This window comes from Mesorhizobium sp. WSM4844 (assembly GCF_055811775.1).
In genome coordinates, this window is record NZ_JBVVQB010000089.1 from 1 (window position 1) to 12,485 (window position 12,485).

Consider the following 12,485-nt stretch of genomic DNA (forward strand, 5'->3'; position numbering starts at 1 on the left):
GGTGAAAGAGAGCCAACAGCGGAACTGCCGATCTCCCCCCTTGCGGGGGAGATGTCCGGCAGGACAGAGGGGGGTGCGACGGAACGCCAGCCTAGCGAGTCCACCCGCACCCCCCTCGGTGGCCGCGATATCGGCTTCGTCTTCCAGGACCCGTCGGCCAGCCTCGATCCGGTAATGGCGGTTGGCGAGCAGATCGCGGAAGTCGCGCACACACATCTCGGCCTTACTTGGTCGCAATCCTATGCCAGGGCAAAAACCCTGCTCGAACGCGTCCGCCTGCCCGACCCGGACGCCGCCTTGCACGCCTATCCGCACCAGCTTTCCGGTGGCCAAAAACAGCGCGTGGCGATCGCCGCGGCGATCGCGGCCGGTCCGAAACTGCTGATCGCCGATGAGGCGACCAGCGCGCTCGACACTATCGTGCAGGCCGAGATCGTCGCGCTGATCCGGCAATTGGTGGCCGAGGACGGCATGACGCTGCTGTTCGTCAGCCACGACATCGCGCTGGCCACCGATCTGGCCGAGCGCATCGCCGTGTTCCGGCACGGCGAGCTGGTCGAGCTCGGCACGACGGCGCAGATCGTCGCTAGTCCGCGCCACGCCTACACAAGAGCGCTGCTTAACGCCCATCTCGGCCTCGACGCCGAACCGCTGCTGCAGCAGTCAGGAGCGTCGCGGTGAGCAGTCCATTGCTGGCTGTTTCCGGCCTGACCAAACGATATCGCCGCGGCGGCAAGACAATAGCCGCCGTCGATGATGTCTCCTTTCATATCGAGGCCGGCGAGACGCTGGCGCTGGCCGGCCCTTCCGGCAGCGGCAAGTCGACGGTCGCGCGGCTGCTGCTGCGGCTGATCGAACCGGACGCCGGCCGCATCGAGTTCGAAGGTGGCGACTTCCTGTCCCTGAACGATACTGCGTTGCGCGCCCGGCGCGCGCGCGTGCAAATGGTCTTCCAGGACCCGCTCGCCGCCTTCAATCCGCGCGCCAGCGTGGCGCGCGTGCTTGACGATCCTTTGCGCATCCATGGCATCGCAGCCCGATCAGAACGCCCGCGCCGTATCGCTGCTCTGCTGGAGCGCGTCGGCCTGAGCGCTGATCTCGCCGCTCGTGCCATCCACGAGATCTCGGGCGGCCAGCGCCAGCGCATCGCGATCGCGCGCGCCATCGCCACAAACCCGTCGCTGATCGTCCTCGACGAGGCGGTGTCCGCGCTCGACGTATCGGTGCGCCGGCAGATCCTGCAATTGCTGCTCGATCTGCAACGCGAGCAACGGATCGCCTATTTGTTCATTTCGCATGATCTCGGCGTCATCAGCGCCATCGCCCATCGTGTCGTCATTCTCGATGCCGGCCGCGTCGCCGAAAGCGGCAACGCCCGTGCGGTCATCGGTGCCCCGCAGTCGGCGATCGGCAGGGCGCTGGTGGCGGCAGCGCCAAAACTGAACAGGACCAGCATGCAGGGCGCCTCGTGACAGATATCGAAACCAGCTGAAACTGTCGTACAAGCTCGGCGACGCTGCGGACGTCAGTAACCCAGCGCGCAACCATCCTTGCGTGGATCGGACGCGCCGGTAAGCGTGCCCTTGTCCCAGTCGATCAGCACCAGTTGGCCGCCGCCATGCGGCTCGGTTGGGATGGACACGTCGTGGCCGCGTTCGCGCAGGCCGGCGATCGCCTCGGCCGGAACGCCACGCTCGGCCTCCACTGCGTTCTGGCGGTAAAACACTCTCGGCGCATCGAGCGCCTCCTGCGGGTCCATGCCGAAGTCGATCATGTTGGTGAGCAAATGGACATGGCCGAACGGCTGATAGCCGCCGCCCATCACGCCAAACGGCATGACTGCCCTGCCCTTGGCTGTCACCATGCCCGGCATGATGGTGTGCATCGGGCGTTTCCCCGGTGCGATGCGGTTTGGGTGGTCCGCCGCCAGGCGGAAGCTGCTGCCGCGATTCTGCAGGACGACGCCGGTCCTGGGGCCGACCACGCCGCTGCCGAACGAACCAAAGGTCGAGTTGATGAAGCTGACCGCATTACGGTCGCGGTCGACCACGGAGATGTAGACGGTATCGCTCGGCTGAAGCTCCAGCCGTGGCAGATGCGTCATCGCGCGCGCCGGATCGATCTCGGCGCGAAGCTGGTCGGCATGGGATCTGGACAACAACTGCTGCACGGGGACATGGACCTGGTTCTGGTCGCCGATGAAATTGTCGCGGTCCTGATAGGCAAGCCGCCCCGCCTCGATCTCGAGATGAAAGCGCTCGGCGCCGTTCGGTTCCAGCGAACCGAGCGAGAAGCCCGACAGCACGTTCAGCATGATCAGTGCCGTCAGCCCCTGGTTGTTCGGCGGCATCTGATGGATGTCGTAGCCCCGGTAGGATGTGCTGACGGGCCTGACATAGTCGCCCTTCGTCGCCGAAAAATCCTCGAGCGCATGCAGCCCGCCAAGCACGCGCAGACGCGAAACCATGTCGTCGGCGACCTCGCCTTCATAGAAGCCGGCACGGCCACGGCGCGAGACGATGCGCAGGGTCTCGGCCAGTTGCGGCTGCCGGTGCAACTCGCCGGCCAGCGGCGCCTTTCCATCCGGCAGAAATATCCGCGCGGCATGTTCGTCGGCGGCCAGCAATCCGGCACTTTCGGCCCAGTCGAAGGCCACGCGGTCTTGGACGACATAACCCTGTTCGGCGTAATGTATGGCCGGAGCGAGCGCGGCGTCGATGCCCTTTCTGCCGTGATCCTCGAGCAGCCGGCACCAGGCGTCGACGGCGCCCGGCACGGTGACCGCATGCGGACCGGACTCAGGCAGTTCGACATGCCCCTTGTCCAGGTACCACTCAGCCTCTGCTGCTGCCGGTGCGCGGCCGGAGCCGTTGAAGGCCAGAACTTCACCTTGGCCGTTGGGGCAATAGAGGACGAAACAGTCGCCGCCGATCCCGGTCGATTGCGGCTCGACAACCGCCTGCACCGCAGCCGCGCAGACGGCTGCGTCCATCGCGTTGCCGCCGGACCGCAGCATCTCGATCGCCGCCAGCGTCGCCAGCGGGTGCGATGTCGCGGCCATCGCTTCCGTCGCACGAACCGGCGACCGTCCGGGGAGTTGGAAATCACGCATGCAGTTCAATAGCCTCCGACCAACCAAATGTGAACTGGCAACAGCAGCCAAAGGGCTGCGCCACCGAAAGCAGCACGAACGACGGAACGATCACCATGGCAGCGCTCAACCCCTCGGAAGCTGCCGATCTCAATCAGCGAATCTGAAACTGTCCGTGGTGTAATCGGGGTAGGCGTCCAGACTGTCGAATAGCTCTGCCAGGTCAGGGGTGTCTGCCAATATTCCGGACAAGACCAGCGCGGTCGCCACGCCGGCACCAATTCCACCGGCGACATCGTGTTCGACGCTGTCGCCGACACAGACCACGCTGCTGCGGTCCGGGTTGCCCGCCAGCGCCAGCGCGGCGTCGAAGATCGGCGTGTAGGGCTTGCCGATGCGGGTGACGCTACCGCCGAGGCTCTCGTAGAGATCCGCAAGCTGGCCGGCGCCAAAGCGAGGCCCGACTGCCGTCAGCATGATCTTGTCGGGATTGGTGCAGAAGCATGGCACCTGCCGCATCGCTGCCGGCGCAAAAAGCCGGCGATAGTGCTCGATATCGTAATGGTCGCCCTCACTGGCGGCGATCAGCACCAACTCGGCATCGTCGCCGTCGCTGGTCAGGGTGAAAGGCAGACCTTCAATCGCCGAACGATCGCCTTCGCGGCTGATCAGCAGGCACTTTGTGTTTGGGCGCAGCTTTCCCGATATCGCCATTTCGTGAAAGGACCGCCACGCGATCTCGCCGGAAGAGACAAATTGATCCCAGCTTCCTGGTTCGAAGCCGAGCTTCAGCAAGCGGGCCTCATTGGGCCGCGCCCGCCTGCCGGAATTCGAGACCAGCACGATCGTCCTGCCTGCGCGCTTCAGCGCCGACAACGCCTCCACGGCGCCCGGATAGGGGTTCGTGCCGTCGTGCAGCACGCCGAACTGATCGAGCAGGAACACCTGATAGCGCTCGACCAGCGCTCCGATGCCGTCGAGATGGTCAACTGGTTTCGTGCTCACAACAGCCCCGCTGCGATTGCGCCCATCAGCGCCAGCCGCGCCGTGCCGGCGGCCGCCTCGTCCGAAAGCGCCGGCAGAAAATCGACAGCCAGCTTGCGCTGCCGGATCGCGGTCCAGGCGGGATTTGCCGCACCGCCGCCGACGCTCCTGACCGACGTCAATCGGGGGGCGCCGAGTTCGGCAAGCCGGCGATAGCCGAGCGCCTCGATCGCCGCAATGCCCTCGAACATCGCTTTCAGATAGTCGGCGTCGTCGGCCGGCCGCGGCGTCAGGCGTGGCGGCAGAGCAGGATCGGCCACGGGAAAGCGTTCGCCAACCGCGGGAAGCGGATAATAGTCGAGGCCGGTCTCGGTCATGGGGTCCATTGCCGCGCTCAATTCGATGATGCGCGCGAGAGAAAAATGCTGCGCCAGCACCTTGCCGCCCGAATTCGACGCACCACCCGCCAGATAGGCATCTCCCAGACGGTGGCTATAGATGCCGAACTGCGGCGCCGAGATCGGCCGGTCGGAGAGGATCTTGATGGTCAGCGAGGACCCCAGCGCGGTGACGCCGTCGCCAACAGCCGCAGCCCCCGTTGCCAGGAACGACGCGCAGCCATCCGTCGTGCCGGCGACCACGGCGACGTCGCGCGCCAGGCCGAACAGGTCCGCTGCGCTCGCGGTGAGCGTTCCCGTGACGTCGCCCGGCTTGACGACACGAGGAAGAAATTCCATGCGCATCCCGGTCGCCGCGATCCAGTCCGGCCAGCGGCGGGCCTCGACGTCGTAGCCGGTCTTCAAGGCATTGTTCTCGTCGCTGGCGTCGAAGCGGCCGGAGAACTGTCCGGCGATCCAGTCGGCCTGATGCAGCACCGCGGCGACGCCGGGCAGGCGCAGGAACGACAGCGCCTTGGCGAGACCGGACGTCGGCCCATGGGCTGCGCTCGCGGCCGGCGCCTCGCGCGCGATCACCGCCAGAATGGCGTCGTCGTCGACCTTGTCGCTGTACATCAACGGCTCGGCCAGCGGCCGCCCGGCGCCGTCGACCGGCAGCAGCGTGCCCGAAGTGCCGTCGACGGCGATCGAGCGCACCGCCGCGCGATCGATCCCGGAAAGCAGTTCCGTCAGCACCGCGCCGACCGCTGACCACCATACCGACGGGTCGCGGGCGTTCTGGCCAAATCTGTCGAGTGGAACGGCGGAACGCGCGGCAATCGAAAAGTCCGGCCGCATGGCGACAGCGCGGGCGCCTGATGTGCCGATGTCGATACCGATCGAAAGCGGGCCGGTTGACAACGCCATGTCAGCTGCCGGCTGCATTGAGTTTCTGGCGATACTGCTCGGCGTCCCAGTTGATCAGTTCGTCGTTCTCGGCTGATGTCAGATAGTTCAGCTTCGCTGCGACATCGACCCGCGCCGTCACGTCGGCGAGGCAGCGTTGCATGGCATTGGCGCCGGCACTGGCGTCGCCGCGCATCAGCACGCCAAGCCCGGGAAACAGGATCGCCACCGGTGCCGTGCCGCACCGTTCGGTGACACGCATCACGTCCTCACCGGGCCTCGCCACGACCGAACCCTGGCCGAGAAAGATGACGTGATCGGGATAGAGGCTGCCTCCTGACGCCATGCGGCAGCTTTCAGGATCGATCGCGACGGCATGCGCTTCGCCATCCGCCGGCAACCTGTAACCACTGCGTCCGATGAGCGTCGTCAATGCGACAACGTTGGGCTCCGCCACCTTACGGGGCGGCCGCGCCAGAAGTCGTGTGACGCGACGCAGCAGCGCCTCGGCGCCGGCGACGGTCTCGGCTGCGACGACCAGGCCATGGTTGGCAAGGATCAGCACATCGACCCCAGGCCGAAGGCGCTCGGCAATGCCCTGGGCAAGCGGCAGGCCGGGCCGGCGATAGGGAACATACGCCCATTCGAGGCCATCGAGGCGCTTGGCGACTTGAGCCTCGCAGTCGGCCTGCACGGCAAGCGAAATGGTATCGACGCAGTGGATATGCAGAACGACGCGCTGCGGCATCAGCGCGTGAACCGTGGTTTCGATCGAAGGACGCAGCTTGCGGGCGTTGAGCGCCTCGATGGCGAAACCCTGTGGCTGATCGGCGGCCGGGTCGCGCTGTTCGACAGCCCTGAGCAGCGGCGGGATCGCCACCGGGACCATGATGTCCTCGGCGAGCGCGTCCTTCAACCAGGTGCCGGACGCCTTGATCCAGAGCGTGTCGCCGGCTTTCAGCGACGTGTTGCCGCCCGCGGCCTGGGTCAAGTGCGGGTCGCGCCCGATGCTGGCCGAAAGCGACCGCAAAGCAGCCAGTTCCTGCGCATCCGCATTGATTGCCATCGAAACTCCTTCCCAAACCGGCCGCCTAGGCCACGGCTTTGAATCCCGGTAGCCGGGACAGACGAGTGACGCTGGTATTGCAGATGCGAGTAAGTTACGTCAAGACTGATCTTGTCCCACCAAATCGAGCTTGCAATCTGATCCGCGCTGAGTAACTTACACCAATTGCCGTGGCAAATGGCATTTCGGGAGGGTATCCGTTGAGCGACTCCGGCCGCCAGCGTCAGATCGTGGAGCTGTTGCGGGATCGCCCCTTCGCCTCGGTGCGCGAGCTGCAGGAGCGCCTCGGTGTCTCGGCGGCGACGGTGCGGCGCGATATCGACAAGATCGACGAGGCCGGCGAGGCACGCAAGGTCTATGGCGGCATCTCGGCGCTCGATGGCGCTGCGCAGGCGGGCGTCGCCTATGCCAGGCCCTACGACGAGAACCGCGACCTCGCGGTCGAAGCCAAGCGGCAGATCGCCGCTCTCGCGGCGACCATGGTACGCGATGGCGACGCCGTCATCGTGCATGGCGGTTCGACCTGCTTCCATCTCGGCGCCAAGCTCGCCGACCGCAACATCCGGCTTTTTACCAACTCGATGCCGCTCGTGGCCTATTTGAGCGACCACGGCCATTGCAGCCTGACCATTGCTGGCGGCGAACTGCATCGCGAGCCTGGCATCATCCATTCGCTCACCCAGTCCGTGCCTTTCTACGCATCGAAGTTCTTTCTAGGCGCGCAAGGCATTGGCCCGGAGGGCGTGCTGGAATCGCATCCGCTGCTGGTCCGCTCCATCGCCGAACTCAGTCTCTCCGCCGACCAGATCGTGGTGCTGGCCGACAGCCGCAAACTGTCGATCCACGCGCGCAACGTCGCGCTGCCCTTGTCGCGCATCGGCACGCTGGTGACCGATGACGGCCTTTCCGATGCCGACGCACGCATGCTCGAAAACGCCGGCGTCATGGTGCGGATCGCCTCTGCCTCAGGAGCCGTCCAGTGAAGGTGGCTGTCCTCGACTTCGGCAAGACCAACTCGAAGCTGTTCGTCTTCGGTCAGGACGGGCAGATTCTGGGTGAGCGGCGGACCCAGCCGAACTGGACGCGCGAAGGCGGCTTCAGTGTGCTCGACGAAGCAGCGCTTCACGATTGGGCGGCTCGCGCCGTCGGCGAAGCGGTCGACATCCATGGCATAGAGGGCTTGATGGTTTCGGGCCATGGCTGCACCTTTGCCCTGGTCGACGATACGGCGCTTACGCATCCGATACTCGACTACGAGCAGGAGCCACCGGATGAGCTTGCTGCGCAGATCGATCGCCGCATCCCGGATTTCGCCGAAACCTTCTCGCCGCGCCTGCCGCTCGGCTTCAACTATGGTCGCCACATGCTGTGGCTGAAGACGGTGCAACCAAGCGTGTTCGCCGCCGCCAAATCGATCCTCGGTTACCCACAATACTGGAGCTGGCGCTTTGGCGGCCGGGCGGTGTCGGAGGTTTCCTATCTCGGCTGCCACTCGCATCTGTGGGCGCCGCGCAAGCGCGATTTCTCCACGCTGGTCGACGCCGAGGGTTGGCGCCGGCAAATGCCCGCCTTCGAGCGTGCCGGCGCGGTGATCGGCAAGCAGCGTTTTGGCGGGGCGACTCGGCCGATCGCCATTCACAACGGTGTCCATGACAGCAATGCGGCGCTCCATGCCTATCGCCGGCAGGAGCTTGGTCCGGTCACCGTCGTCTCGACCGGCACCTGGGTTGTGGTGCTCAATCCGGACTGCCCGCTCGACGCGCTCGATCGCGACCGCGACATGCTGGTCAATGTCGATGTCGATGGCGGCCCGGTGCCGACCATCCGCTTCATGGGCGGCCGTGAATTCGCAGCGATCAGCAACGGTTGGCAGGGCGCGATCGCCCCCTCAGCTGTGCAGCAGGTGATCGATGCCGGCATCATGGCGCTGTCGAGCTTCGCGCCGGGCGGGCCGATGCCTGGCCATCGCGGCGAACTGGTCGGGCGCACACCCAACGCCGAAGAGCGCGCGGCCGTGGCGCTGCTCTACGTCGCACTGATGGTCGATCTGTGTCTCGACCTGATCCATTCGAACAACACGGTGATCGTCGATGGCGGGCTGAACAGTGGCGGCCTGCTCGCCAGCCTGTTGGCGCAGCTGCGTCCCGGCCAGGCCTTCATGCAGGGCGCCACGCTGGAGGGCAGCGCCACCGGAGCAGCGGCTCTGGCCTTCGAGAGTGTTGGACGCGAATTTGCCGCCGAGGCGCCGGAGCCGGTACGCGCCTCGAGCTTCACCGGGCTTGCCTTCTATCGCGATAGCTGGCGCGGTCTCGCCGCCGACCGAGGCGTCGCTGATGCCGCAGCGGGAGGCGCGCGATGACCGCCGCTGCCCGGATCGAAACCGTGCGCCAGCCGGTGCTGGAGATGCGGCACATCTCCAAGACGTTCGGCCCGATTCGCGCCTTGCAGGACGTATCGCTGACCGTCCACGCCGGTGAACTGCACGCGCTGATGGGCGAAAACGGCGCCGGCAAGTCGACGCTGATGAAGGTGCTGTCCGGCGCCTATCGGCCTGATGCCGGCGGCGAGATTCTGATCGACGGCACACCGGTCGCGACCGGCGACCCGATCAAAGCACGCGCCAACGGCATTGCCGTCATCTATCAGGAGCTGTCGCTTGCGCCCAACCTGACGGTCGCGCAGAACATCTTCCTCGGCAACGAGCCGAGACGGTTCGGCATCGTCGATCGCGACCAGTGCAATCGCCGCGCCAAGGAGATCATCGCACGGCTCGGCGTTTCCTTCTCGGCGCGCTCCTCGGTCGCCAGCCTGTCGCTTGGCGAACGCCAGATGGTCGAAATCGCCCGGGCGCTGTCGACCAGCGCGCGCATCATCGTCATGGACGAGCCGACGACGTCGCTGACCTCGCGCGAGACCGACAGGCTGTTCGAGGTCATTGCGACGCTGAAGTCGCAAGGCATTGCCATCATCTACATCAGCCACCGCATGGAAGAGGTCTACCAGCTTGCCGACCGTGTCAGCGTGCTGCGCGACAGCGGCTATGTCGGCACGCTCGACCGCGCCGACCTGAATGCCTCGCGCCTCGTTTCGATGATGGTCGGCCGTGACCTGTCCGCCTTCTACAAAAAAGATCACCGCCCGCCGGACAGCAAGCGCGCGATCGCACTGTCGGTGCGCGACATGTCGGACGGCAATCTCCTGAAAGGCTGCTCCTTCGACCTGCACAAGGGCGAAGTCTTGGCACTGGCGGGCCTGGTCGGCTCCGGCCGCACCGAGCTCGCACGGCTGATCTTCGGTGCCGACAGGCACACGTCAGGCACGCTGGAACTCGACGGCAAGCCGATAGCCATCGGCTCGCCGCGCGAGGCGCTGGACGCCGGCATCGCCTATCTTACCGAAGACCGCAAGGAGCTCGGCCTGTTCCTCGACATGTCGATTTCGGACAATATCAGCATGGGCGTGCTCGCCAGGGATGCGCAGGCCGGCGGCTTGCGCGACTTCGCCACGGCCGAAAGGCGCGCCGCCAAGGCCGTTTCCGACCTCTCCATCCGCACCAGGTCGGTGCAGGCCAATGCCGGCTCGCTGTCGGGCGGCAACCAGCAGAAGGTGCTGCTCGCCCGCCTGCTCGAAACCGAGCCGCGGGTCCTCATCCTCGACGAACCGACCCGCGGCGTCGATGTCGGGGCGAAGTCGGAAATTTACCGGCTGATCGACGATCTCGCCAAGAAGGGCATCGCCATCCTGATGATCTCCAGCGAACTGCCGGAGGTGATCGGCGTCGCCGACCGCGTGCTGGTGATGCGCGACGGCACTATCGCTGGCGAGGTGACCGCATCCGAAGGCCAGCCGCTCAGTCAGGAAGCAATCATGGAACTCGCAACGGGAGCGGCCAAGGGATGACCCATAAGGCAACCGGGATGAGTGCGGGTGACCAGGCTGTCGGCAGGAGCCGGCGGCTGCGCACCGCCTTCGCCGCGCTTGGCATGCTGCCGGTCCTGATCCTTTTGGCGGCCGGCTTCCAGATCATGAACCCGCGCTTCCTCACCGAGACCAACCTGTTGATCGTCACCCAACAGTCGTCGATCAACATCGTGCTCGCGGCCGGCATGACCTTCGTCATCCTGACCGGCGGCATCGACCTGTCCGTCGGCTCCATTCTTGCCGCCTCGGCGATGGTGGCGGTGATGGTGTCGCTGGTGCCGGAGTGGGGCATGCTCGGCGTGCCGGCGGCCATTCTGGTCGGCCTCGGCTTCGGCGTCATCAACGGGCTGCTCGTCGCCTACATCAAGCTGCCGCCCTTCATCGTCACGCTTGGTTCGCTGACCGCCGTGCGCGGCGTCGCCCGCCTGCTCGGCCAGGACACCACGGTGTTCAACTCGGACCTGCCGTTCGACTTCATCGGCAACGGGTCGCTGTTCGGCATCCCCTGGCTGGTCATCATCGCTCTGTCGGTCGTGGTGCTGTCCTGGCTGGTGCTCAAGCGCACCGTGCTCGGCACCTGGATCTATGCCGTCGGCGGCAATGCCGAGGCCGCCCGCCTCACCGGCATCAAGGTGCCCCTGGTGCTGCTCTTCGTCTATGGCGTTTCAGGCCTTCTCGCCGGCCTTGGCGGCGCCATGTCGGCGGCCCGGCTCTATGCGGCCAACGGGCTGCAGCTTGGGCAGTCCTACGAACTCGACGCCATTGCCGCAGTCATTCTCGGCGGCACCAGCTTCGTCGGCGGCGTCGGCTCGATCTGGGGCACGCTGATCGGCGGCCTGATCATTGCGGTGCTCTCCAACGGGCTCATCCTGGCCGGTGTTTCGGACATCTGGCAGTACATCATCAAGGGATTGGTCATCATCGTGGCGGTCGCCCTCGACCGCTACAGGCTCCAGGCAGGAGCAAGAACGTGATTGACCTTAGTTGCCGGCGTCAACGACCCGGTTTCATGTAACGCACCGTGAGAGGCGCGGGGCATCAGGAGGAAAACAATGAAGACCATCGCTAAACTGCTCTGCGGCGTTGCCCTCGCGGCCGTCGCCGTCGCACCGGCTTCTGCCAAGGATCTGAACAAGGTCGGCATCTCGGTCGGCCTGCTCGGCAACCCGTTCTTCGTCGCCACCATCAAGGGCATCGAGGACGCGGCCAGGAAGATCAACCCGAATGTCGAGGTGACGTCGGTGTCGGCCGACTACGACCTCAACAAGCAGGTCTCGCAGGTCGACTCGTTCATCGCCGCCGGCGTCGACGTGATCATGCTCAACGCCGTCGATGCCAAGGCGATCGCGCCGGCGGTGAAGAAGGCGCAGGCGGCAGGCATCGTGGTTGCCGCGTTCGACGTTTCGGCGCCGGGCGCCGACGTCACCGTGATGACCAACAACGTCAAGGCCGGCGAAGCGGCCTGCCAGTACCTGGTCGACCAAACCGGTGGCAAAGGTGACTATGTCATCCTGAACGGCCCTGCATCGTCGTCGATCCTGGAGCGGGTGAAGGGCTGCAAGGACGTGCTGGCAAAACACCCGGACATCAAGATCCTCTCCGACGACCAGAATGCCGAAGGCTCGCGCGACGGCGGCCTGAAGGTGTTCCAGTCGCTGCTGACCCGCTTCGACAAGATCGACGCGGTGTTCGCCATCAACGACCCGACGGCGATCGGCGCCCAGCTTGCGGCCAAGCAGCTCAACCGCTCGGAGTTCATCTTTACCGCGGTCGACGGCGCGCCCGACATCGAGAAGGAACTCTCTTCCGGCACCTCGATGATCAAGGCCTCGGCCTCGCAGGATCCTTACGTCATGGCCGGCCAATCGCTGCAGATGGCAGCTGAAGTGCTCGCCGGCAAAAAGCCGGCCGAGGCGACGGTGCTGCTCGACCCGCAGCTGATCACGGCAGAGAACCTGAAGGACTATAAGGGCTGGACCGCGGCCCGCTAGCTAAAGCCTCCCAAGGCTGGTGGGGGGGGGGGGGCGGGCCCCCCCCGGGGGGGGTTTTTTTTTGTTGTTTTTTAAGAAAACAGGACGCCCGGGGGGGGGGGGTGTGGGGGGGAGGGGGCGGGGCGGGGGGCAGGGGGCTGTGGAGGAAA

At 65.7% G+C, this 12,485-nt stretch carries 11 protein-coding genes; 7 read left to right on the top strand and 4 right to left on the bottom strand.

From position 1 onward, the window contains the following. A partial coding sequence (locus AC0L2A_RS34400; RefSeq protein WP_473612633.1) for an ATP-binding cassette domain-containing protein occupies positions 1 to 681 on the top strand: 681 nt, incomplete at its 5' end. Beyond that, entirely contained in the window at positions 678 to 1,472 is a 795-nt protein-coding gene (locus tag AC0L2A_RS34405; protein ID WP_473612635.1) for an ABC transporter ATP-binding protein, read from the top strand. The genes AC0L2A_RS34400 and AC0L2A_RS34405, both read left to right, overlap by 4 nt. Positions 1,473 to 1,525: 53 nt before the next feature. Here the strand turns inward: AC0L2A_RS34405 and ggt are convergent, their stop codons facing one another. The 4 genes from ggt to AC0L2A_RS34425 form a co-directional block, all read right to left on the bottom strand. Then, complete coding sequence (gene ggt / locus AC0L2A_RS34410; protein ID WP_473612636.1) at positions 1,526 to 3,112, bottom strand: gamma-glutamyltransferase; 1,587 nt, start codon at positions 3,110 to 3,112, stop codon at positions 1,526 to 1,528. Between the two features lie 129 nt (positions 3,113 to 3,241). Then, positions 3,242 to 4,096, bottom strand: a complete 855-nt coding sequence (locus AC0L2A_RS34415) for a TIGR01459 family HAD-type hydrolase (protein WP_473612637.1) — start codon at positions 4,094 to 4,096, stop codon at positions 3,242 to 3,244. Continuing rightward, the gene (locus AC0L2A_RS34420) at positions 4,093 to 5,379 is read right to left on the bottom strand and encodes an FGGY-family carbohydrate kinase (RefSeq protein ID WP_473612639.1); all 1,287 of its coding nucleotides are present in this window, start codon (positions 5,377 to 5,379) and stop codon (positions 4,093 to 4,095) included. The genes AC0L2A_RS34415 and AC0L2A_RS34420 overlap by 4 nt, the downstream gene beginning before the upstream one ends. A 1-nt stretch (position 5,380) precedes the next feature. Further along, the gene (locus AC0L2A_RS34425; protein ID WP_473612640.1) at positions 5,381 to 6,424 is read right to left on the bottom strand and encodes a class II aldolase/adducin family protein; all 1,044 of its coding nucleotides are present in this window, start codon (positions 6,422 to 6,424) and stop codon (positions 5,381 to 5,383) included. A gap of 200 nt (positions 6,425 to 6,624) precedes the next feature. On the opposite strand from AC0L2A_RS34425, the gene AC0L2A_RS34430 reads away from it, so the two are divergent. The 5 genes from AC0L2A_RS34430 (at position 6,625) to AC0L2A_RS34450 (ending at position 12,336) form a co-directional block, all read left to right on the top strand. Continuing rightward, positions 6,625 to 7,407: a DeoR/GlpR family DNA-binding transcription regulator gene (locus tag AC0L2A_RS34430; RefSeq protein WP_287141123.1), complete on the top strand. Its 783-nt coding sequence runs from the start codon at positions 6,625 to 6,627 to the stop codon at positions 7,405 to 7,407. Continuing rightward, positions 7,404 to 8,783 (top strand): FGGY-family carbohydrate kinase, encoded by a 1,380-nt coding sequence (locus AC0L2A_RS34435; RefSeq protein ID WP_473612641.1) that lies wholly within the window; start codon positions 7,404 to 7,406, stop codon positions 8,781 to 8,783. Before AC0L2A_RS34430 ends, AC0L2A_RS34435 begins: the two co-directional genes overlap by 4 nt. Further along, on the top strand, positions 8,780 to 10,324 hold the full coding sequence (locus AC0L2A_RS34440; RefSeq protein WP_473612643.1) for a sugar ABC transporter ATP-binding protein: 1,545 nt from the start codon (positions 8,780 to 8,782) through the stop codon (positions 10,322 to 10,324). Before AC0L2A_RS34435 ends, AC0L2A_RS34440 begins: the two co-directional genes overlap by 4 nt. Beyond that, positions 10,321 to 11,319, top strand: coding sequence for an ABC transporter permease subunit (locus AC0L2A_RS34445; RefSeq protein ID WP_128173425.1), 999 nt, complete (start codon positions 10,321 to 10,323; stop codon positions 11,317 to 11,319). Before AC0L2A_RS34440 ends, AC0L2A_RS34445 begins: the two co-directional genes overlap by 4 nt. 78 nt (positions 11,320 to 11,397) lie before the next feature. Then, complete coding sequence (locus AC0L2A_RS34450; protein WP_128184858.1) at positions 11,398 to 12,336, top strand: ABC transporter substrate-binding protein; 939 nt, start codon at positions 11,398 to 11,400, stop codon at positions 12,334 to 12,336. Positions 12,337 to 12,485 lie beyond the last annotated feature (149 nt).

Excerpts from the sequence above, each read along its gene's own strand:
- ggt (WP_473612636.1), bottom strand. The coding sequence starts at position 3,112 with ATGCGTGATTTCCAACTCCCCGGACGGTCGCCGGTTCGTGCGACGGAA.
- AC0L2A_RS34420 (WP_473612639.1), bottom strand. The coding sequence starts at position 5,379 with ATGGCGTTGTCAACCGGCCCGCTTTCGATCGGTATCGACATCGGCACA.
- AC0L2A_RS34425 (WP_473612640.1), bottom strand. The coding sequence starts at position 6,424 with ATGGCAATCAATGCGGATGCGCAGGAACTGGCTGCTTTGCGGTCGCTT.
- AC0L2A_RS34440 (WP_473612643.1), top strand. The coding sequence starts at position 8,780 with ATGACCGCCGCTGCCCGGATCGAAACCGTGCGCCAGCCGGTGCTGGAG.
- AC0L2A_RS34445 (WP_128173425.1), top strand. The coding sequence starts at position 10,321 with ATGACCCATAAGGCAACCGGGATGAGTGCGGGTGACCAGGCTGTCGGC.
- AC0L2A_RS34450 (WP_128184858.1), top strand. The coding sequence starts at position 11,398 with ATGAAGACCATCGCTAAACTGCTCTGCGGCGTTGCCCTCGCGGCCGTC.